Here is a 21,496-nt window from a genome sequence, read left to right as displayed (position 1 = left end):
GTCATGCGGGTCAACATCGTGACCCCCAACGGGTTGGTGTACGATCACCACGCCAGCATGGTCATTGTCAAAACAACGACCGGCGACATGGGCATCATGGCCAACCACGAACCGATCGTCGCACCGCTGACGATCGGTGAGGTGCGGGTTCGCCGCACCGACAACCCGGGGCACGAAGACGAGATCGCGGTGAACGGCGGCTTCATGGAAGTCTCCGCCAACACCGCGTCGATCGTTGCGGATTCCGCGGAACGCGCCCGTGACATCGACCTGACTCGCGCCGAGGCGGCCCGGCAACGAGCGGAACGGCGCATCCAAGAGGCGAAAGCCCAAAAGGACAGCGACGATTTGCAACGCGCCCAGGTTGCCCTGCAACGCGCGATCAACCGGATTCACGTCAAAACCGGCAAATAATTCCAGGAAGACCTGCCACGCGGCAGGCCTTTTTGGCGTGGGGCGCAAGGCGCGGCCGCGACTCCTGAAGTTTTTCTCAAAGTCGCTGGCGGCCGCGCCACGGCGAGGGGCATTGACGTATCATGGCCTTAGACATTACACGACTGGGAGGTACCACATGTACGGAGGACTCGGCATCACCGCGGCGGTGACCATGCTTTCACACTTTGTTTTCATTCTGATCAGCTTTCGCCTGCTGACGGCGGTGCGGTTTGACAAGCTGCTTCGCCCCAATCACGTGCGGGAGAGCCAGCTGCTGATGGTTTTTGTCGCGATCGCCTTGGGCTTTGCGGTCAGCGAATTCTTCCTGTCGCTGCTGGGGGCGGCGCGGGATCTGCAGTATTTGCTGTAAGCGCGGCGAAGCTGTGGTATACTTTTGTGTTAGAAATCATTGAGGAGAGAAGAAGACAATGGCAAAAGACATTGGGATCGACCTGGGGACCGCGAACGTTCTCATCAACGTGAAGGGCAAGGGCATCGTGCTGAACGAGCCGTCCGTCGTTGCGATCGATACACACACGGGCAAGGTGCTGGCGGTGGGCACCGAGGCCTACAAGATGGTGGGTCGTACCCCCGGCAACATCCGCTCTATTCGCCCGCTCAAGGACGGCGTGATCGCCGATTTTGACATCACCGAGGCGATGCTTGAGTACTTCATCAACAAGCTGAACGTCAAGGGGTTCATGTCCAAGCCTAACATCTTGATCTGCGCCCCGACCAACATCACCTCGATTGAGCAAAAGGCGATTATTCAGGCCGCCGAAAAATCCGGCGGCAAGCGCGTTTACCTCGAGTTCGAGCCGAAGGTCGCCGCGGTCGGCGCTGGCCTGGACATCTTTCAGCCGCAGGGCAACATGGTGATCGACATCGGCGGTGGGACCTCCGACGTCGCCGTGCTGTCGATGGGCGAGATCGTCACCAGCCGCAGCCTGCGCCTGGCCGGCGACAAGATGGACTCGGCCATCGCCGCCTACGTCAAAAACAAGCACAAGCTCTTGATCGGTGAGCACACCGCCGAACAGCTGAAGATTCAGATCGGCGCCGTGTACGAGGCCGACCCGGAGGAGAAGATGGAGGTTCGCGGCCGCGACATCGCCACCGGCCTGCCGCGCGAGGTCGAGGTCACAAGCGCCGAGGTGCAAGAGGCGCTGAGCGACACGATGGCCGCGATTGTCAGCGCCGCTAAGGACGTCTTGGAGAAGACCCCGCCGGAGCTTTCGGCCGACATCATCGACCGCGGCGTCATGCTGACGGGCGGCGGCGCCCTGCTCAAGGGCATCAGCCACCTGTTTGCCGCCGAGCTCAAGGTGCCGGTGCTGTTGGCCGATGATCCGCTGGACGCCGTCGCACTGGGCACCGGCGTTTTGCTGGACAACATCGCGCATCACAAGCAGTACTGATTACCGGTAAAGGAGGGCAAGCGGTGAGCTCACAGTATGCAACACGCGTCTTGAAACACCTGCTGATCCTGGTGATCCTCGTGATTGCGGCGCTGGTCATCGGAGCCATGGTCGGCTACGCCATCGGCGGCGGCGACCCATGGGCGGTGCTTGCCCCTAGCACCTGGTCGCACATCCTCGATTTTCTGAGGTAGCGGCATGAAGAGATTGCTGATGGGGCTGGTGCGGGGGTACCAGCGCTTCATCTCGCCGCTTCTGCCGCCCAGCTGCCGCTATTACCCGACCTGTTCGACCTACATGATTCAGGCGTTGGTCAAGCACGGTGCCATCAAGGGGCTGATCATGGGCCTGGCGCGGATTCTGCGCTGCAACCCGTTCATTCGCGGTGGCCTGGATCCGGTACCCGACTTCTTCACGCTGCGGCGCAATCCGGATCCCGAGCGCAACATCGCCGAGGCCGATCAGTTCAACTTTCATCACTAGACAAGGAGCATTTCATGGCGAAGGAACAAAAAATCATGGTTCAACAAGAAGACGTGACCCGCAACGGCCACACGGTGTCGGTCCTGACCGTGGCCAAGAACGAAATCGGCTACGTTGAACCGATCGAAAACCGCTTCCTGGCGTACATCGCCGGGCAGACCAGCGCGAACCGGTTCAAGACGATGGACGACGCCGTTTCGTTTTTGATCTCGGAGTACCACTTGCACCACAGCTGAGTGGGGCAACCACCGCGCCGAGGCTCGCTTCGGCGCGGTTTTTTGTTTCGGACGATAACACGGGAGGCACAGATGGCACAAACGCGAACGCGCAAAAAAGAAGACCGAATCGACTACGGCATCATCCTGTCGGTGATGCTGCTGGCGCTGTTCGGCATGGCGGCGATTTACATGGCGGTGTCAAGCGACGCGTCGGCGCGACCGATGCGGGCGATGATCATGCAGGCGCTGTGGTACGTGATCGGCGGCGCCGGGATATTCTTCGTCATGCAGTTCGACGCCGAGCAGCTGTGGCGGGTGGCACCGCTGCTGTATGGCCTGGGCATTCTGCTGTTGATTGCCGTGCTGTTTCTTTACGATCCGGATGTGGCCAGAAATACGGGGGCTCACAGCTGGTTCAAGTTCGGCCCCGTGACCTTTCAGCCCTCCGAGGTGATGAAACCCGCCTACATCCTGATGTTGGCCCGGGTGGTGACCAACCACAACGTCGCGATGAAGCACAGCTGGGCCAATGACTGGCGGTTAATCGGCGAGATGCTGCTCTGGACGCTGCCGGTTTTGGTGCTGATGATCCTGCAAAAGGACTTCGGGACCTCGCTGGTGTTTGCGGCGATTTTCGCCGGGGTCGTGCTGGTGTCCGGCATCACTTGGCGCATCATCCTGCCGATTGGGCTGGGGGCGGCCGCCATCGGCACCGGCACGATTCTGCTGGTGATTGAGGACTGGGGCCGCAAGATTCTGTTGCACGTCGGCTTCAAGAACTACCAGTTCAAGCGCATCGATTCCTGGCTGGATCCGGCCGGCGCCACCAGCGGCTCGTCGTACCAGCTGTGGCAGTCGATGAAGGCGATCGGCTCCGGCGAGATGTTCGGCCGCGGCTTCAACAACCTGAAGGTCTCGGTGCCGGTGCGAGAGTCCGACATGGCCTTTTCCGCCATCGGCGAGGCGTTCGGGTTCATCGGCTGTGCGGCGCTGATTCTCCTGTACTTCCTTTTGATCTACCAGATGATTCGGGTGACCTTCGACACGCAAAACGAGTTTTACGCGTACATCGCGACCGGCGTCATCATGATGATCTTGTTTCACGTGTTTGAAAACATCGGGATGAACATCGGCTTGCTGCCCTTGACCGGGATTCCGTTGCCGTTTGTGTCGCAAGGGGGGTCGTTCCTGCTCGCGAACATGCTGTCGGTGGGGATGGTGCTGTCGATGCGCTTCCACCACCAGAGCTACATGTTCTCGCGGGAGGAAGAGTCATTCAAGTGAAGGGTGCCCAGGCCGTGGCCTGGGTGCTTTTTTTACGCCGCGGCGTGTGATACGATGCTTACGAAAGGCGGGAGAAGATGAGAAAAATTAGGGTTTGGGGACTGGCGCTGACGCTGACGGCGACGCTGGCGCTGACGGCCGTGCCGCGCCGCGCCGTGACGGCCGCAACGCCGAGCGACGCCCAGCTGGCGCAGGCCGTGGCCGACATGAGCCTGGACGAGCAGATCGGTCAATTGTTCATCGCCAGAAAGCCGGCGAGCGACGACACGACCGCCGCAGACGTGGCCAAGTACCACCTGGGCGGGTTGATCCTGTTTGGTACGGACATGGCCAAGCCGACGGCGAGCTTGAAGGCGGGGTTGGCGCGGTTTCAAAAGGCCGCGTCCCTGCCGCTTTTGATTGCGACGGACCAAGAAGGCGGCACGGTGTCGCGGCTCAACGATTCGCCGGCCTACCCGACGCGCTACCTGTCACCGCAGCAGGCCTTTGCCCAGGGCGGGTTGAACGCGGTGCTGGCGACGGCCACCGCCCAGGCCAAGCAGCTCAAGGCGCTCGGCATCAACTGGAACTACGCGCCGATTGCAGACGTCTCAAGCGATCCCAACAGCTTCATCTACGCGCGAACGCTGGGGCAAAGCGTTGACAGCACCGCAGCTTACATCCGCAAGGTGGTGCCGGCGATTCAAGGCACCGGCGTGGCAGCGACGCTGAAGCATTTTCCCGGCTACGGTTCGGCCGTCGACACCCACAAGCTATTTGCGACCGTGGACCGCACCAAGGCCCAGCTGATGAGCCACGAGCTGGTGCCGTTCAAGGCCGGGATTGAAGCCGGGGTCGATTCGATCATGGTCACGCACATCGTGATGCGCCAGATCGACGCCGACCTGCCGGCGTCGCTGTCGCCCAAGGTGATTACCGGGCTGCTGCGCCACGAGCTGGGCTTTGACGGGGTCATCATCACCGACGACTTGGCGATGGGCGCCATTCAGCAGTACGACGCCGCCCATGGCCTGAAGACCCCGGATGTGCTGGCGCTGAAGGCCGGCAACGACGCGATCATGGCCGACGACTACGCGGTCGGGATTCCGGCGATCAAGCAGGCCGTCCAAACCGGCGACGTGACCGCAGCGACGGTGCAACACGCCGTATTGCGTCTGCTGAAGCTCAAGCGCAAGCTGGGCCTGTTGACCACCGCCGATCTGCACCTCCCGACGCTGACGCTGGGCAAGCCGACGGTGAGCGGTAATACCGCCACGGTGGCCGGTCAGCTCACGGCCAAGGCGGCGGCCAGCCAAGGCGTTCAGGTTCGCCAGGGCACCAAGTTGCTTCGCCGCACCACAACCGACGAGCAGGGCCGCTTCACGCTGCGACTGCCGCTACGTGCGACGGCTCAGCACCTGACCGTCAGCGTGGTGCTTGGCACCAACGCCTCACGCGTGTTGGTGCCACAATCGCTCACGCTGCCGGCCAAGGCGAAAACCGCCGGCAGCAGCGCCAGCACCGCGCCAAGCAAGGCGGATTCGACAGCCGACACCAAGGCGACGGACAAGGCCAAGCCCCGCCACGCGGCTTGGTGGCCCTGGCTTGTGGCCGGCGTCGCCGTGGTTGCCGGCGGGGTCGGGGTCGCTTGGCGGTTGGCGCGACCGCGGGGGCGTCACCGCCGCTGAAACTTTTTTCCGGCCAAGGCTTGACACCGGCGGGAAAACTGAGTAATATCGAAGACAATTCAGAACGCAAACGAACGATGTGAGAGAGTAAGGCTGACACGACTGCACAGAAAACCCGGGTAGATGAGAGCGGGGTAGCAAGTCGGCACGAAGATGGCTCACGGATCGGTGCACCGAACCTTCGGGTAAGGCTGCAATGGCTGGCATCCATTATCTTGCACGCGGGTTGATTACGACCCGTTAGTGAGGGCAGACTCCCGGGAAGTCTGTCGAATTAGAATGGTACCGCGGGACACCGCTTCTAACTTTGGTTAGGAGCGGTGTTTTTGCGTCTTGGCCGACTGTTCTGAACACAATAGTTTGCAAAAATTGGGAGGATTCATCATGAAATTATGGAAAAAAGCAATTGTTGCATTGGCACTGGCACTGCCGGTATTCGGCCTCGCCGCGTGTGGTCAGTCGGCCGACAGTAAGACGGTCAAGGTTGGCATCATGAGCAACGACAAAGACATCTGGCAGGACATCCAAAAGCGCCTGAAGAAGCAGGACGTCAACATCAAGCTGGTCGAGTTCACCGACTACAATACGCCGAACCAGGCGCTGAACGACGGCGACGTGCAGCTCAACTCCTTCCAGACCATCTCCTTCATGGACACCTGGAACAAGAAGCACAACCAGACGATCACCAGCGTCGGGGCCACCTACATCGGCCCGATGCGTGCTTACTCCAACGACCTGAAGTCGCTGGCCGGCCTGAAGAAGGGTGACAAGGTCTCTGTTCCTAACGACGCCTCCAACGAAGGCCGCGCCTTGCAGCTGCTCGAGCAGTACGGGCTGATCAAGCTTAAGAGCGGCGTTGACGCCCCGACCATTCGCGACATCACCAGCAACAAGCTGGACTTGAAGTTCGTTGAGCTGGATGCGGCCCAGACCGCGCGGAACCTGAAGGACGTCGCCGCCTCGATCGTCAACAACGACATCGCCGCCGCCGCGAACCTGAACCCCAAAGACGCGATTTACGTTGAAAAGATCAACGCCAAGTCCAAGCCTTACGTCAATGTGATTGCGGCCAAGTCGGCCAAGGACAAGTCCAACAAGACCTACAAAAAGATCGTCAAGGCCTACCAAACCGCGGCCACTGCGAAGCTTCTGAAGAAGTACTACAAGAACTCGACCGAACCGGCCTGGAACTACAAGTTCTAATTAGCGAAAGCGAGGATCATCATGGCTGAAGCGATTATCACGCTCAATCAAATCGATGTGTTGTTCAAGGAAAAGGCCCGCAGCGTCCATGCGGTCGACCACGTGGATCTCACCGTCAACCGCGGCGACATCTACGGCATCGTCGGCTACTCCGGTGCCGGCAAGTCCACGCTGGTGCGGGTGATTAACCTGCTACAGCGGCCGACCGCCGGCCAGGTGACCGTCTTGGGTCAGGACATGCTGGCGCTTGACGCCAAGGCGCTGCGCGGTGAGCGCAAGCGCATCGGGATGATTTTCCAGCACTTCAACCTGATGAACTCCCGGACGGTGGCCGATAACGTGGCCTTTCCGCTGCGCGGCCACAAGAGCAAGGCCGAGATTCAGGCCAAGGTGGCGGAGCTGCTCGAGCTGGTCGGCCTGGCCGATCGCGCCGGCGCCTACCCGGCGGAGCTGTCAGGCGGCCAAAAGCAGCGCGTCGGCATCGCCCGGGCCCTGGCCTCGGATCCGGAGATTCTGATCTCGGATGAGGCGACCTCGGCGCTTGACCCCAAGACCACCAGCGCGATTTTGGACCTGCTGAAGACGCTGAACCAAAAGCTCGGCCTGACCATCGTCTTGATCACCCACGAAATGGAGGCGGTCAAGCAGATCTGCAACAAGGTCGCCGTGATGGACGACGGGCGGATCATCGAGCGCGGCGACCTGCTGGACATCTTCGCCAAGCCCGAGCAGAAGCTGACCAAAGACTTCATCGACACGACCCTGCAGCTGGACGCGGCCATCGCCGCGGTCAAGCAGCAGCCCGCGGTGGCCAACCTGCAGGCGCCGGACCGCCTGGTGCGGCTGACCTACCTCGGCGCCTCGACCGACCAGCCGCTGGTCGCAACGCTGTACAAGGACTTCAACGTCACCGCCAACATCTTGTTCGGTGACATTCAGATCCTTCAGGGGACGCCGTTTGGCAACCTGATTGTGGTGCTGAGCGGCACGGCGGAAGACATCGACCGGACCTTCGGCTATCTTGCGACCAACGACGTGACCGTGCAGGACTTGAACGAAAGGGAGGATGCCTAATGTCTCTGCTGAACAAAATTTTGCCGAACGTGATGCCCCTTTGGGGCGGTGATGGCGGCATTCTTCAGGCCATCTGGCAGACGCTTTACATGACCTTTTGGACCGCGGTGGTCTCCGGCATCCTCGGGCTGTTCCTCGGGTTCCTGCTGATTTTGACCGATGAGGGCGGCTTGTTGCCCAACCGACCGGTGTACTTCATTCTCGACAAGGTGGTCAACATCTTCCGCTCGATTCCCTTCATCATCCTGTTGGCCGTGGTCTACCCCTTGACCCGCCTGCTGGTCCACACCGGTATCGGCCCAACCGCGGCCCTGGTGCCGCTGATTCTCGGCACGGCACCGTTCTTCGCCCGGCAGGTCCAAAACGCGCTGTTGACCGTTGACCCCGGCGTGATTGAGGCGGCCCAGGCGATGGGCCTCGGTCCTTGGGCCATCGTCTTTCGCGTCTACCTGCGCGAAGGCGCATCCGAGCTGGTTCGCGTCGGCGTCTTGACCATCATCAGCGCGATTGGCTTGACCGCGATGGCCGGCGCGGTCGGCGGCGGCGGCCTGGGTAACATCGCCATCGCCATCGGCTACCAGCGCTACCAAAACGACGTCATCTGGACGGCGATGATCCTGATGCTGATCTTGGTGTTCGTCATTCAGTTCGTCGGCGACGTGATTGCGCGAAAGCTGCATCACTAAGCCGGTGAGGCAGGTCCGGGGACGGGCCTGCCTTTTTGCGTGACGCGGCGCCGGCAAAAATCAAGATTTTGGTAAAGCGGCTGGCGCAACCCGAGATTTCTGGTAGACTGAACTTGAACCGCCGCAAGCGGGGGAAAGGACGACTCACGTGAAGACAATCAAAGTAATGACGGTGTTCGGCACCAGACCGGAGGCCATCAAGATGGCACCGCTGTGCCTGGCCCTAGCCCAGCGGCCCGACCAGTTCACGCCGGTGACGGTGGTGACCGCGCAGCACCGCGAGATGCTCGATCAGGTGCTTGAAATCTTCAAGCTGACGCCGGATTACGACCTGAACATCATGCGCCAGCAGCAGAGCCTGGCGGAGATTACCAGCACCGTTTTGACCCAACTGCAGCCGATTCTGGCGGCCGAACGTCCGGACATCGTGCTGGTTCACGGCGACACCACGACGACCTTGGCCGCAAGCCTCGCCGCCTTTTACCAGCAGATTCCCGTCGGCCACGTCGAGGCCGGGCTTCGCACCTGGCATAAGTACGACCCGTACCCCGAGGAGATGAACCGCCAGCTGACGGATGTGCTGGCGGATCTGTACTTCGCCCCGACCGCGCAGTCCAAGCGCAACCTGCTGGCGGAGGGGCACGACGCAGCCAAAATTTACGTCACCGGCAACACGGCGATCGACGCGCTGCAGCAAACCGTGCGGCCCGACTACCACCACGCGGTGATGGACGAGCTGGACGCAAGCAAGCGCATGATCTTGGTGACCATGCACCGCCGCGAGAACCAAGGGGCGCCGATGGCCGGGGTGCTCAAGGCGATTCGCGCCGTGGTCGATGCGCATCCAGACGTCGAGGTTGTCTACCCGGTTCACCTGAGCCCCGCGGTGCAAAAAGTCGCCCATGCCGCCTTGGACGGGGATGCTCGCATCCACCTGATCGCGCCGCTTGACGTGGTGGACTTCCACAACCTCGCCGCCAAAAGCGACTTTATCATGACCGACTCCGGTGGGGTGCAGGAGGAGGCGCCGGCCCTGGGCAAGCCGGTTTTGGTGCTGCGCAACACCACTGAGCGGCCGGAAGGGGTCGCGGCGGGGACGCTCAAGCTGGTCGGGACCGATCCCGCGGCGGTCACCGCCGCGATGACCACGCTGTTGGATGACCCGGCGGCCTACGCCGCGATGGCTCAGGCCAAGAATCCTTACGGCGATGGGCAGGCGACGACGCGCATCCTGGCCGCCATCGCGCATCAGTTCGCCGGTGGCCCAGCCCCTCGGCCTTTCACGCCGGCCGCCCAGGCCTGAGCGAACTGACCCAAAACGTGCAAAAAGACGGCCCCCGCAACGTTGCGGAGGTCGTCTTTGGATTGTCATCGATTCGGTTAGAACAAGGCGCTGTCCTGTGCCGCCAAGTAGTCGTCTTCGACCTTCTTGTAGCTGCCGGGCTCGGTGGCCTCAAGCGCCGTGGCGATGGTGTCGGCCGCAGTTTTGTAGTCGTAGCGTCCGTACGCGGCCTTGGTTTCGGCCACGGCCTGGGCGATGTCTTCGTGGGTGGTCTTGTAACGGTTGGCGTACTGGAGCAGCTCCTCGGTCATGCCGGCCGCCTGAATCAACTCGCGGCTCTTTTGCTTGAGCGATTCGATGTCCTCGGCGCTTTGAATCAGCTGCTTGGCGATCGCATCCAGGTCGATTTTGACCTGGTTGAGGTCGTGATTCAGGTCGGCCACGGCCTTGGAGCAGGCGTTGAAGTAATCCAGGTAGGCCTTGGGCAGGCCGGGCAGGCCGTGGCGGGAGACCTCGTACTTGACGTCGCGCAGGTCCATCACGAACTGCGCGGCCTGCTTGGCGGCCTTCTCCTCGGTGGCCCGGAAGCCGCCGATGCTGGCGTTGATCGCCTGCTGCTTGAGCTCGATGTCCTTGAGGTCGCCGCGCATTTTGGCGAAGGTGGCGCTGGCCTCGGAATACACGGCCTGGTGGTCGGCCAGCCGGGCGCTTTCGGCCTCGAAAACCTTGGCCTGCTCATCGAGCTGCTGCTTCAGCCCATTAGCCTGCTTGAGCTCGTCGTGGTTGAGTTGGTAGGACTGGTTGATGTGATCTAGCTCGATCAAAAGGGCGTGGTTTTGCTTGTAGGCGTGGTTGATGAACTGGCGCAGGTCGCCTTGGGCCTTGTCGACGCTTTCCTTAGCGGTCAACTCTTTTTCCATCACGGCGTAAAGCGCGTCGATGCGATTGGCGATGGTTTCCGAGTTGGCGGTCAGCTCGGTCACCTCAAGCGACTCGATCTGCGTGGCGGCGGTGGTCACCTGGTCTTGAATCGCCTGCGCGGTGGCCGGCACATCCTCGGTGAACTGGAAGTGGCGCTGCGCAAGCTGCTCGTACCCGCGCGTGATTTCGGCCAGCTGTTGGGGGTACTCGTTGACCACGGCGTTGACCAAAGGCGGCAGGGATTTGACCTCCAGCTCGACCGAAGCGACGCTCAGCTTGAGCTTGCCCAGCTGCTTTTTGGCCAGGTCGTGGTCGCCGTCGCTGTTGGTTTGGTTAATCTCCGACAGCTGCGCCGCAATCGCCTGCAGCGCCGACTCCAGGGCCGGCAAGGCGTCGCCGTAAGCGAAGCTCTTGGCCAAAATGGTCTTTCGGGCGGCCTGGTAGCGTTCGCGCAGGTTCATCAAGAGCCGGCGGTTGTCGGCCTCGCTTTCCTGAATCGCCAGCAACGCCTGGCGAATCGCGTGCAGCCGCTTAGCCGAGTTCTCGCGCAGGTTGTCAATGGTGGCGAGGTCTTCTTTGACCGTGCTGAAGCGAAACTGCTTGTTGGCCTGCTCGACATCCAACAGCGCGGTTTGCAGATCGGTCAGCTCGCCTTCCGCCAGCTTCTGATACGCGGTTTGCTGCGCCTTGAACGCCGTTTCGCTGGCGCCGGTGAGCCCGAGCTGGGCAATGTTGCGAATCAAGCCGGTGACCTCGCCGCTGTCCAGCGTCGAAATGCGCGTGTCCAGGTTCTGGATGGCCCGGTTGTTCTTAATCTGAAAGGCCCAAAGCCCGAGCCCCACGATAATGATGATTGCTAGTACTGCGATTATGATCCACACCATGATTACACCTTCCACATCGCGCGACTTGCAATTTGCCGCCTTATCCACTAGAATTCTCGACAAACTAGTCTGCGCAAGTTCCTTGCCCCTAGTATCTCAAAAAGAACCTGAACATGAAAGGCTTTTAGCGGGAAAAAGGCCGGCATCTTGCGTTTTTTGAAAGGTGATAAGATGACAACACTCGATTCCATCGTTGTGGCGCAGGTGGATGCGCTGCTGGAGGGGGAACCCAACCCGGTGACCAACCTGGCCAACGCCAGCGCCCTTTTGTACAACACCATGGCCGACCTCAACTGGTGCGGTTTTTACCTCTATTCCAAGCAGACTCAGACCCTGGACCTCGGCCCGTTCCAAGGCCAGGTGGCCTGCATGCACATCAAGCCGGGCAGCGGGGTGGTGGGGACCAGCTTTGCCTCGGGCCAGTCGCTTCTGGTACCCGATGTTCACGCCTTTGCCGGGCACATCGCCTGTGACGCCGCCAGCAACTCGGAGGTCGTCGTGCCGGTGGTGGTCGACGGTACGTGCATCGGCATTTTGGACCTCGATTCGCCTTCCTTGAACCGCTTCACCGCGGCCGATCAGGAAGTCCTCACCGCCTTTGCCGCGGCGCTTGCAAAACACCTTGACGCCGCGGCCCTGGCTTTGGTATACTAGACCGCGAGTAATTTAATGCAGCGGCGAACGGCATGGTCGGCTCCAGTGGCGCAACTCCTTGTGAGAGAGCACAGTAACCCGGCTGCTAAGGTGAACGCTTAGCGTGACTGCCCGTGTGCTGAGTTCGCATTCATTAACTTACTCCAACAATCTTAATTCTTGGAGGAATTTCAATATGTCTCGTTATACTGGTCCTCGCTGGAAGCAGTCCCGCCGTCTCGGCCTGTCGCTTTCCGGCACTGGTAAGGAACTCGCGCGTCGTCCGTACGCCCCTGGTGACCACGGCAACAACCAACGCCGCAAGGTCTCTGAATACGGTCAGCAACTGACCGAAAAGCAGAAGCTGCGTTGGATGTACGGTCTGAACGAACGCCAATTCCAGAACCTGTTCATTCGCGCCGGCAAGATCAAGGAAGGCACCCACGGTGATAACTTCATGATCCTGCTCGAAACCCGTCTGGACAACCTGGTATTCCGTCTGGGTCTTGCGACCACGCGTCCGCAGGCTCGCCAGCTGGTCAACCACGGTCACATCACCGTGGATGGCAAGCGCGTTGACATTCCTTCTTACGAAGTCCGTCCTGGCCAAGTGATCGCCCTGCGCGAGCGCTCCCAGAACCTGGCAATTGTCAACGAAGCGCTCGAAAGCACGGTTTCCCGCCCTGCTTACGTGACCTTCGATGACAACAAGAAGGAAGGTTCCCTCGTTCGGCTGCCTCAGCGCGAAGAACTAGAACCAGATGTTGACGAAGCGCTGGTCGTTGAATACTACAACCAGAAGCTGTAATATTCAAGACCACCAACGTTGTCAACTCAACGTTTATCGGGCCTCTGCTGTTGCAGATTGTTGCAGAAGCTACAGTTTCGACAGCAGGTCCATTGCACGCCCATTCTGGGCGTGTTTTTTTTCTGGCATCAGCGAGATGTAGTAGTCCTGGGTAATGCTCAAGCTGGCATGACCCAGGTGCCTCGAAACGTAGGCTAAGTCGATACCTTGGCTGAACAGGAATGAGGCAAACGTGTCTCGTAAGCCGTGAAAAGTTGTGTGCCTGACCTTCGCTGCTTGCAACAGCGGCTCTAACCGCAGGGCGACACGATACCCGTAGGTTTCAAAAATGTAGCCGTCTGACTTTGGCTCGATTTGTTTGAGCAGTTCGAACACTTCCCGAGGCAGCGACAACGTGCGGTAGGCGTTCTTGGTTTTCAGCGTTTTGTCGCGCTTGACCCACGGGCTGCGTTGTTCTCGAACATGAATCCCGCAATCCGTTGGTTCCTCGAATAGGGAATCTGGGCGCAGGCCGAGGCACTCACCACGGCGTAAGCCTGTCAGTAGGGCAACTAGCACCAACACGCAAAACTCGTCTTCCTCGGCATGCTCCAGGCAGTATTGCTTCAGCGTTCGCATGTCGGTGATTGACAAGGCTACGTTTCGTTTTTCGGACACCTTGCCATGTGCTCTGATCAAGCTTGAGATGTCGTTGAGCAACAGGCCGTGCGCATACGCATATTTAAGCATGGCGCGAAGCGGGCGCACCATGTCACTGACCGTCTTTTGGGCATGAGTTTGCCCGTACTCATCCAGCATCTTTTGCAAGTATGTGTCGGTCACATCGCAGAGGCGGACGTCGTCGAACAGTTTACGAAAGGTCTGGCCGATTCTTCGATAGGACAGGTAGGACGTTTCCTTCAGTTCTCCTTTCTTGGCGAATTCGAGCCAGTAGTCATAGTAGTCCATCATCGGCGTTTGGCGGTCCACGAGATCCACACCGCCGGCCTTCTTCATCTCCAGCGTGTGCGCCCAAATTTGAGCGTCCTGCTTGTTCGAGAAAGACTTCGATAACCGATAAGTCTTTCCATTCTTGGTGAAGGCGACCTGCGTCAAAATACTTTTACCGCGTTTCATGAATGAAGCCATACTTGTTTTCCTCCTAAAAAAACTAAGCTGACCCCGTAAATACATGGGTTCAGCTTAGCATCCAATCTGCTTAATCGACAACCACAACTTAGTCGGCGAGGTGCAGGCGGACAAAGCTCGTCAGTTCTTCAACGGTGAAGCGTGCCTGTTTACCGATCATAGAGCAGCGAAAATCGCGATGACGGCGAAAGACTTTGTCGAAGGTCACCGGATCAATGCCAAGAAAATCTGCGGCTTGTTGCCGATTCAGCAGATAGGGGAGTTGCCTAGTATTCAGTTGTTCCATATTAATCTCACTCCTTATCTTCAACGAGGTTGTGTGAGATAATCAAGCCAGATAGGACGCATATCTTATCTGTGAAGGGTGACTACATGCTTTGGTCGGCGTGGTCATCCTTTTTTGATTGCTCACATTCAGGTTCTGATTCAAATAGGCCATTCTGCAGCTGGTCGGATTCAGTGGTGTACTGTGCAATCATCTTCTCGTGTTTTTCTGTTAGTGGCGCGTTGCGAATGGCGTTCATGGTCTGCTGATTGCCCCAGTAACCATCAATTTCATGCAGAACGCGTTGCATCGGTGCGACTTGCTTGTCAATCCAGGCACGAGTTCGATTCAGATCTAAGGGCTGAGGGGCCATGGTTAGGCGAAGCGGTTCGCGTCCTTGGCCGACGAACCTTTCCCAAGTCTTGTTGACCGGCCACTTCAATCGATCGGTGGGCCTAGCATCGACAAAACGCAGGTAGCGCTTGATGATGCCAAAGATTGTCCGCTCCTCATCCCGGTAGTTCAGCAGATCCTCCGCCGCTTTGGTCGCGCGGTCATTACTCAGACGGATTTCAAAGCGATTGTAGACGCCACTTGCAGAACGGGACTTCCGAGGATGTTTGCGCTGCTCGACGTCTTTTTCGTATAAGCAAAAATACAAATCACTTTTCTTTGAGCCGATATACAAGGTCGTTCCGGTTTCGTCATCGTCATCCTCGCCGTCCTCATGGTAGATCCGGCCAGACGTGATGCCCTCAAACTGGCGCATCACCGTGATACATTCATTATTTCGGATTTTTTGGATGAGCGCAGGGATGTCCAACATATCGACCATGTCGTTGACCGCCAAGTCGAATCGCTTCATGACGCCATGTGCTTCCATGCAGGTGGCAAGGAAGTCGTACCAAGTTTCTCCGCGGCCTAATAGCAAACTTTCAAACTGACGGCAGCCCTGGCCGCGCAGCTCTAACAATGTGCCCAGCTTGGGTTGCTGTGGGGATGAGGTATAAAGTTTAATCTCACCCAGAGATAGGGTGGTCTCATAGCCAAAGGGTGCTCGAGGTTCGGTCAGCAGGTGGTCGGTACTGAGGTGAAGCACGTCAAGCATAATCGAGCTCACCGCCTGGGTAGGAAAACGAATCCGGACATAATCAATCAACACGTGCAACTCGGGCTTGTCTGTCCAATTGTTCAACACCTTGTCTATATGCATCTGCAGGCCTCCGCTGCAAGGTGAACCGTTCTCAATGCGGCTTAAATGACGTTCTGTAATTCCAAGCCTTTTACAGAGTTGTAATTGCGTTAGTTTCAGGGTTAGGCGTCGTTTGCGCACTGAGTCACTCCAATGTTTCAATTGTCCTCCTGTCTGACCAGACCACGCGGAATCGTGTCTGGTCAAGGTTATTTGCATCAGTCAAAGGTTGAACCCGGTAATCAGGCCGATTGTCTTCAGTTACGACCCCCCTGTTAGTAAACGGGGGTCTTGGCGGCCGGCTACGCCGTCCGCCGCCATCGGCGCTCGCTTGCTTTCGCTTCGCACGCAGCGGCGCCGAGGCGAGCAGTCCGGCAACACTGATTGCGCTGCGTCGGGCTCGAAACCACGCGATAAGGCAATCTCCTCCCTTCATAATTTGGTGATACCTTTCATTGCTAAATAAGCGTAACAAGCTTGCCCCAATCTGTGAATACACGGTGAAACTCACCCAGAGATAGAGGGCTACCGCTTAAAAGTTGTGTCCCAGAAACCTGCCTTGTAAAATGAAATCGAGGTGATCACAATGATTGAAAACTTTGGTCCCAACGTAAAAAAATTTCGCCTAGCTCGCGGTATGACACAAAAGCAGCTGGCCGAAAAGGTGCATATCATTCCCAAAAGCATTTCAGAAATGGAACGAGGGGTCAGCTATACTTCGTTTGAAACCCTCGATCTATTAGCCGAAGCCCTTGATGTCACAGCCGCCGACTTATTTGGTTCGCCGGCAGAACAACATATTCATAGCGCTGGCGCGATACTGGATCGAATCGACGACTACCTGCCGAAACTAGAAAGGGTGGATCGACTAACGCGACGAATGGAAGATTTCAGTCCTCGCCAACTCGATCATCTAGCCGAAGAGCTTGAGATGATCTTCAAATACTTTGAACCTGATATTCACTACGACGAAGATGGCGAACCGGATCCTGAATTAGATGAAAACGGTCGGATTGTAACGCGTCCCTCACGATATCGGCGACTGCCAGTGAAACAGATTGACGAACTTTATGACAAAATCAAAGCGATACAAGAATTTCAGGACTCCCAAAACGAATAATCCTCACGAGAAACGATATTCTCAATATGCGGCACTCCATGTGGCACTCCCAAACGCTTCTGTCGCTTCAAATAGGATATGCTTCAAACATTAATTTCAAGTCGTCGTACAAAAATAGCTCACTTTCACCGTGAGCCAGTCATGTATAACAATATGATTAATTAATTACTTACGAAGCGTGAAAAACGCCAATCAGCATTGTCCGGCACCCGGTCCAGCATCGTTTTATATCTAGCCTAGGACATCAGCAGTATTCGAACTATCACAGTTCAATTAACCCGTCACGTAGCGCCGTTGCCACCGCCTCGGCGCGGGTAAACACGCCTAGTTGATTATAGATCTCCGTGAGGTGGGCCTTGATCGTTCGTTCACTTAAATGCAACGCGTTGGCGATGTCAATATTACGCAATCCTTCGGCCACCATTTTCAAGATTTGCTGGTTACGTTCATTGAGTTGCGGTTTCTCTTGCGCCGGCGCCGCGACTGCCTTGCCCATCAGAGAAGGCTCAACATAGACTTGGCCGTTGATGGCCCCTTGAATCGTCTTGACGATGGTGTCCTTGTCGGCGTCTTTGAGCATGAAGCCTTTGGCCCCTAGACGCAAGGCCTGTTGAATCGGCTCTTGGTCATCATACGTCGTCAACACCACCACCGGCAAGGCCGGGTGGGTCTGCGCCAACTCACGCAGCATTGCGATACCATCCATGTTCGGCATGCGAATGTCGGTCAATACCACGTCTGGCGCTAATTTTTCGACTTTAGCTAACCCGTCTTGGCCGTCAACGGCTGTACCGACGGCTTCCATACCTGGCGTGGTTTCCATGATCAGCGCCAGGCCAGTGCGTAATATCTGGTGATCGTCTACAATCAAAACGCGAATGCTCATAATTGCTCCTTCTTCGTTATTGGCATGGTCAAGGTTACGGTGGTGCCTTCGCCTGGGGTACTGACGACGGTCAACGCACCATCAAGCGCCGCAGCGCGCTCGTGCATACCTTGCATCCCGAAATGGCCGGACTTCTTCTTTACGACCGTGCCTTCACCGAAGTCGATTACCTGCAGTCTGAAAATGTCTTCAAACGACTCTCCGCGCACGATTGCCTGCTTGGTGTCGGTGTGCTTGACCACGTTAATCAGCACCTCTGACACAATACGGCTGATCTCGGTGAGCTGGGCACCGGAGTAATCCGGGATATAATTCATCTTGATCGACACCTCTAAGTGATAGTTCTTCATGAAGGCTTCGGCCAGCAGCTCCAGCCGCGCCGTTAAGCTCTGTTCCGAAGTCGCACGCAAGTCTGTCAACGTCAGTCGCGTGTCGCGCAAGGTGTCGCGCGCAATACCTGTGGCGCCTTGAATCACTTCAAGCGCTCGGTCATCTTTACCCGCCTGCATGAACGCCTGTGCTGCCTCCAGCTGCATAACCGTCCCAGCCAAACCTTGGGTCAAGGTGTCGTGCAGTTCACGCGCCACCCGCTGGCGCTCGGTGCGTACCGTCGATTCTTCCACCTGCGAGTAGGCAATTTTGAGTTCAGATACCAGGTCTTCGGCGCGTTGACGGGCGGCTTGTTGCTGCTGAAAAAAACGCCAGTAGGCCATCACCACAAGCAACATGAACAGCAGCCCGACCAATACCACGGCGCCTTGCAGCCAGCCGTTGAACGCAACATACGCCAGCCAGATCAATAAGCTGACCCCGGCCAGACACGCCAATACGCGGCGCGGCCGAGAATATAAGGTAATCATCTCAATGGCCATGACCGGGATTACCCCGAAAAACATCACGGGCATCTGATTACTCAAGGCAATGGTGGTGCTGAGGGTAAAGGCCAGCTGCGGCAGCAACAGCCACAGCCGGCCGCGGCGAATTAGCCAATCGCCAAACCACAGTAATACCTCTTCAGCCAACAAGCCGCCGACAATAATTTGCTCCTGCCAATCAACAGTGATGTCAACATAATGCGTTAGCCAACCGCTAGATAGCGTGATGTTCGTGATGGTGCGTGCCACATATAAGGCGGCAAAGCCGATGATTAACATGAACAACATCAATGGCAGGCGCAACACGTGATATGGGGTTTTCTTATTCATACAGCCATCCTCTGCTTTGAATGATACGCTCTTTCTTCGCAAAAAACGATGTGTCCATCGAAGACACATCGTCTTGTATTAAAGTGGCAAGTCCTTCTTGGCAAAGGCTGTGGTGCCGATACCAAAGGTCACAGCCGCGATACCACCCAGGGCGGCCAACTTGGGCAACCACTTGGAACCGGCGGCCAAGATGTTCTTGTAGTCGAATAGGCTAACGATGGTCAAGTGTTGAACATTTTCCAGCCCGGCCACACCGTAATCGGCAAAGGAACCGACGATGGCTAAGAGAATGAACAAGATGACCAGTAGGCCACCAGTGCCGAACGCGTACTTGGAAAGGTTGAAGATCCCGGAAGCAGCAAACATAATCCCGGCAAAGGCCAAGGCGACCATGAACGCGCCGAAGTTCAAGTTGAGCAGTGTCTGCGTCTTGAACCCGGCATCAGCGATGTTGTTAGCAATCACGGACACACCTGCCATCGCACCATAAGTGACGACGAGGCTCCCAACCATGTACACCAGCTGCGTGATTGCGACGGTAGTCCGGCGGATTGGCGCGGTGAGGATATAGGCCATCGAGCCTTGGTCGACTTGGCCGGCGAGTAACTTGTTACCGGAAATCACCACAAACAACGCGACCATCGTTGACGCCAGCATACCGTAGTACATTGGCCCGACTAAGGCTTGGGTCTGCTTCATCATGATCAGTTGGGCTAAGATGACGTTCATCACCAAGGTCACCAGTCCCCAGACGGCGAAGTTGGACTTAAAGGTTTGTTTCAGTAATGGAAAACTCATGATTTTATTTGCTCGCTTTCTTGTATACGAAACTGTATTACAGCTCCAGTTCCTTCTCGAAGTAGTTATCCAGCGTCTGCATCGCAAAACTGACGTCGGTAAGTTTGACTTCACCCAATAGTTGCAACAGCTTGTCTTCGTCGGTATTGGGCACCAACAGCACCACAGTGTTGTGTAGCGGGTCTTCGCGCACCAGCTCAAACTTGCTAGTCAACAGGCGCTCGAAACCGTCGTTCGTCGAAGCAACGATCGTCACCCGCTGGGCGGCGTGGATCTCGGCGAATTTTTCCTGGTCGAGCACGTCGATTACTTGGCCGTCTTTGAGGAACATGATGCGGTCACAAGTGCGCTCCAGCTCGTTGAACATATGACTACTCAAGAACACCGTGGTACCTTGCGCTTTGACTTGAAGGATCAAATCGATAAAGGCATCGCGCATCACGGGGTCTAAACCGGTGGTCGGCTCGTCTAGCAACAACAGCGGTGGTTTGGTCATAAACGCACACACCAGCGCGGTCTTCTGCTTCATGCCTTTACTCATGCGGCGCAAGTCGGCAGTGAGGTCGATCTTGAAGCGCTGGATCAGCTCATTGACGTATTCGTCCTTGTTGGCACGCAACAGAGCCAATTCGTTTTGCAAGAAAGTCGCTCCGGACTTGGTGTCGGGAAAGGCAATCTCGCCTGGCACATAGCCGATCAGCGGCTTGGTCTTGGCAGCCTTAGACCAGGCGTCCATACCACGAATCGCTGCATAACCTTCGCTTGGGTGAATGAACCCCATCAGCAGACGCATGGTGGTGGTTTTGCCCGCGCCGTTCTTGCCGACGATACCGACGACCTCGCCTTGCTGGATTGCCATGTTCATGCCATGCACGCCGCGATCGTGCTTGTAGTTCTTGGATAATTGCTTAGTTTCAACCATTGCTAACATTGTGTTCCTCCGTTAAATCGTTTTGAAGACCTTGTCGGTGCGGTAAAAGTTCATGAAGTAAGATTCAAGATCGAACTTGTCTTCAACCAGCTTCGTGATATGGCGACCTTTGATCTGGTTGGCGAAGAAGTCGCCAATCTCTGCCGCTTTGACCTTCACCTTCAAGCCACCTTTGCTCTTAGCGCCGCCGAGCTCGTTGGCCGCCAAGTCGCGGTCGTGCTCGGTGGCGAAGAACAGCTCGTAAGTCTTCACATCTTTGTTCTGGAGCTTATTGGCGTCGACTTGCGACACGATCTTGCCATCTTTGATGATGGCAATGCGGTCACAGGTTGCTTCGACTTCTGGGAAAATATGACTGGAAAGCAAGATGGTCTTGCCGCGACGCTTCTCAGACACCATGAACTGAATGAATTGCGCCTGCATCGCTGGATCAAGCCCGCTGGTCGGTTCATCAAGAATGAGGATCTCTGGGTCGGCCAGAAAGGCGGTGACTACCGCGAGCTTACGTTTGGTACCAAGGCTCATGCGCTTGGTATTGCCGCTAGGGTCGAGGTCAAACATTTCAAGCAGTTGGTTCAAGTATGTGTCATCTTTGACGCCGCGCATCTGTTGCATGGTCCGAATGAACTGCCAACCGCTGACGTTTTCTGGCAGCGCGATCTCCCCTGGCAAGTAGCCGATGTGCTTCATCACTTGGTTGTACTGGGTGGTGGCGTCCAGGCCAAGAACGCTGACCGAGCCGGACCCTGGCTTGGTGAAACCAGTAATGTGGCGAATGGTCGTGGTCTTGCCAGCGCCGTTAGGACCGAGGAATCCGAAAACTTCGCCGGGGTGAATCTCGAAGCTAACGTCGAAGATGCCGCGGCCGTGCCCAAAGTCCTTCGTGAGATGATCAACTTTTAATGCTGCTTGTGTCATGTTTGCCTCCTGTAATTAACTGATGAACCTAGCTTACCGTGAATCATGAATGCTGCC

24 protein-coding genes are annotated in these 21,496 nt (G+C 57.3%); 15 read left to right on the top strand and 9 right to left on the bottom strand.

Translation table 11 applies throughout. From position 1 onward, the window contains the following. Positions 1 to 3: 3 nt before the first annotated feature. The 12 genes from NUH19_RS01375 (at position 4) to wecB (ending at position 9,771) form a co-directional block, all read left to right on the top strand. Positions 4 to 414 carry a F0F1 ATP synthase subunit epsilon gene (locus NUH19_RS01375; protein ID WP_262314902.1) on the top strand — a complete coding sequence of 137 codons (411 nt, stop codon included), beginning with the start codon at positions 4 to 6 and terminating at the stop codon, positions 412 to 414. A 157-nt stretch (positions 415 to 571) separates the two neighbouring features. After that, on the top strand, positions 572 to 805 hold the full coding sequence (locus NUH19_RS01370) for a DUF1146 family protein (protein WP_262314763.1): 234 nt from the start codon (positions 572 to 574) through the stop codon (positions 803 to 805). Positions 806 to 863: 58 nt separating this feature from the next. Further along, entirely contained in the window at positions 864 to 1,853 is a 990-nt protein-coding gene (gene mreB / locus NUH19_RS01365; RefSeq protein ID WP_262314762.1) for a rod shape-determining protein, read from the top strand. A 23-nt stretch (positions 1,854 to 1,876) separates the two neighbouring features. After that, the gene (locus NUH19_RS01360; protein ID WP_262314761.1) at positions 1,877 to 2,047 is read left to right on the top strand and encodes a DNA-directed RNA polymerase subunit beta; all 171 of its coding nucleotides are present in this window, start codon (positions 1,877 to 1,879) and stop codon (positions 2,045 to 2,047) included. 4 nt (positions 2,048 to 2,051) lie between these two features. Next, positions 2,052 to 2,336, top strand: a complete 285-nt coding sequence (gene yidD, locus NUH19_RS01355; protein ID WP_262314760.1) for a membrane protein insertion efficiency factor YidD — start codon at positions 2,052 to 2,054, stop codon at positions 2,334 to 2,336. A 14-nt stretch (positions 2,337 to 2,350) separates the two neighbouring features. Then, positions 2,351 to 2,572, top strand: coding sequence for a DUF2969 family protein (locus tag NUH19_RS01350; RefSeq protein ID WP_262314759.1), 222 nt, complete (start codon positions 2,351 to 2,353; stop codon positions 2,570 to 2,572). A gap of 72 nt (positions 2,573 to 2,644) precedes the next feature. Beyond that, positions 2,645 to 3,838, top strand: a complete 1,194-nt coding sequence (locus NUH19_RS01345; RefSeq protein ID WP_262314758.1) for an FtsW/RodA/SpoVE family cell cycle protein — start codon at positions 2,645 to 2,647, stop codon at positions 3,836 to 3,838. Between the two features lie 77 nt (positions 3,839 to 3,915). Further along, complete coding sequence (locus tag NUH19_RS01340; protein ID WP_262314757.1) at positions 3,916 to 5,505, top strand: glycoside hydrolase family 3 N-terminal domain-containing protein; 1,590 nt, start codon at positions 3,916 to 3,918, stop codon at positions 5,503 to 5,505. Positions 5,506 to 5,889: 384 nt separating this feature from the next. After that, positions 5,890 to 6,708 (top strand): MetQ/NlpA family ABC transporter substrate-binding protein, encoded by an 819-nt coding sequence (locus NUH19_RS01335; RefSeq protein WP_262314756.1) that lies wholly within the window; start codon positions 5,890 to 5,892, stop codon positions 6,706 to 6,708. Positions 6,709 to 6,729: 21 nt separating this feature from the next. After that, on the top strand, positions 6,730 to 7,782 hold the full coding sequence (locus NUH19_RS01330; protein WP_276580099.1) for a methionine ABC transporter ATP-binding protein: 1,053 nt from the start codon (positions 6,730 to 6,732) through the stop codon (positions 7,780 to 7,782). Next, positions 7,782 to 8,468, top strand: a complete 687-nt coding sequence (locus NUH19_RS01325; protein ID WP_262314755.1) for a methionine ABC transporter permease — start codon at positions 7,782 to 7,784, stop codon at positions 8,466 to 8,468. Before NUH19_RS01330 ends, NUH19_RS01325 begins: the two co-directional genes overlap by 1 nt. A gap of 148 nt (positions 8,469 to 8,616) precedes the next feature. Continuing rightward, positions 8,617 to 9,771 (top strand): non-hydrolyzing UDP-N-acetylglucosamine 2-epimerase, encoded by a 1,155-nt coding sequence (wecB, locus tag NUH19_RS01320; RefSeq protein WP_338085516.1) that lies wholly within the window; start codon positions 8,617 to 8,619, stop codon positions 9,769 to 9,771. 77 nt (positions 9,772 to 9,848) lie between these two features. On the opposite strand, the gene NUH19_RS01315 is transcribed toward wecB, so the two are convergent. Further along, the gene (locus NUH19_RS01315) at positions 9,849 to 11,555 is read right to left on the bottom strand and encodes a septation ring formation regulator EzrA (RefSeq protein WP_262314754.1); all 1,707 of its coding nucleotides are present in this window, start codon (positions 11,553 to 11,555) and stop codon (positions 9,849 to 9,851) included. A 171-nt stretch (positions 11,556 to 11,726) separates the two neighbouring features. Here NUH19_RS01315 and NUH19_RS01310 point away from each other — a divergent pair, with 171 nt between their 5' ends. Both NUH19_RS01310 and rpsD read left to right on the top strand, forming a co-directional pair. Next, positions 11,727 to 12,209 (top strand): GAF domain-containing protein, encoded by a 483-nt coding sequence (locus NUH19_RS01310; protein ID WP_262314753.1) that lies wholly within the window; start codon positions 11,727 to 11,729, stop codon positions 12,207 to 12,209. Between the two features lie 175 nt (positions 12,210 to 12,384). After that, positions 12,385 to 12,996, top strand: a complete 612-nt coding sequence (gene rpsD / locus NUH19_RS01305) for a 30S ribosomal protein S4 (protein WP_262314752.1) — start codon at positions 12,385 to 12,387, stop codon at positions 12,994 to 12,996. A gap of 69 nt (positions 12,997 to 13,065) precedes the next feature. Here rpsD and NUH19_RS01300 read toward each other — a convergent pair whose 3' ends face one another. The 3 genes from NUH19_RS01300 to NUH19_RS01290 all read right to left on the bottom strand — a co-directional run bounded on the left by NUH19_RS01300 (position 13,066) and on the right by NUH19_RS01290 (position 15,800). After that, positions 13,066 to 14,124, bottom strand: coding sequence for a tyrosine-type recombinase/integrase (locus NUH19_RS01300; protein ID WP_262314751.1), 1,059 nt, complete (start codon positions 14,122 to 14,124; stop codon positions 13,066 to 13,068). 88 nt (positions 14,125 to 14,212) lie between these two features. Beyond that, positions 14,213 to 14,410: a DNA-binding protein gene (locus tag NUH19_RS01295; protein ID WP_262314750.1), complete on the bottom strand. Its 198-nt coding sequence runs from the start codon at positions 14,408 to 14,410 to the stop codon at positions 14,213 to 14,215. An 82-nt stretch (positions 14,411 to 14,492) separates the two neighbouring features. After that, positions 14,493 to 15,800 carry a replication initiation factor domain-containing protein gene (locus NUH19_RS01290; protein ID WP_262314749.1) on the bottom strand — a complete coding sequence of 436 codons (1,308 nt, stop codon included), beginning with the start codon at positions 15,798 to 15,800 and terminating at the stop codon, positions 14,493 to 14,495. 367 nt (positions 15,801 to 16,167) lie between these two features. Here NUH19_RS01290 and NUH19_RS01285 point away from each other — a divergent pair, with 367 nt between their 5' ends. Then, entirely contained in the window at positions 16,168 to 16,701 is a 534-nt protein-coding gene (locus NUH19_RS01285) for a helix-turn-helix domain-containing protein (protein WP_262314748.1), read from the top strand. A 262-nt stretch (positions 16,702 to 16,963) separates the two neighbouring features. Here the strand turns inward: NUH19_RS01285 and NUH19_RS01280 are convergent, their stop codons facing one another. The 5 genes from NUH19_RS01280 to NUH19_RS01260 all read right to left on the bottom strand — a co-directional run bounded on the left by NUH19_RS01280 (position 16,964) and on the right by NUH19_RS01260 (position 21,439). Then, complete coding sequence (locus tag NUH19_RS01280; protein ID WP_262314747.1) at positions 16,964 to 17,587, bottom strand: response regulator transcription factor; 624 nt, start codon at positions 17,585 to 17,587, stop codon at positions 16,964 to 16,966. Further along, positions 17,584 to 18,792, bottom strand: coding sequence for a sensor histidine kinase (locus NUH19_RS01275; RefSeq protein ID WP_262314746.1), 1,209 nt, complete (start codon positions 18,790 to 18,792; stop codon positions 17,584 to 17,586). Before NUH19_RS01275 ends, NUH19_RS01280 begins: the two co-directional genes overlap by 4 nt. A gap of 78 nt (positions 18,793 to 18,870) precedes the next feature. After that, positions 18,871 to 19,590, bottom strand: coding sequence for an ABC transporter permease subunit (locus NUH19_RS01270; protein ID WP_262314745.1), 720 nt, complete (start codon positions 19,588 to 19,590; stop codon positions 18,871 to 18,873). Positions 19,591 to 19,627: 37 nt separating this feature from the next. Then, positions 19,628 to 20,521: an ABC transporter ATP-binding protein gene (locus NUH19_RS01265; protein ID WP_262314744.1), complete on the bottom strand. Its 894-nt coding sequence runs from the start codon at positions 20,519 to 20,521 to the stop codon at positions 19,628 to 19,630. 12 nt (positions 20,522 to 20,533) lie between these two features. Then, a complete protein-coding gene (locus NUH19_RS01260; RefSeq protein WP_262314743.1) occupies positions 20,534 to 21,439 on the bottom strand; it encodes an ABC transporter ATP-binding protein in 906 nt (301 codons plus the stop codon). Positions 21,440 to 21,496: the final 57 nt, after the last annotated feature.

The organism is Lacticaseibacillus parakribbianus, from assembly GCF_025490915.1.
In the GTDB taxonomy this organism is placed as follows: Bacteria; Bacillota; Bacilli; order Lactobacillales; family Lactobacillaceae; genus Lacticaseibacillus; species Lacticaseibacillus parakribbianus.
Note: the sequence above shows the minus strand (reverse complement) of the source record. Positions and strands in the feature narration are given on the sequence as shown.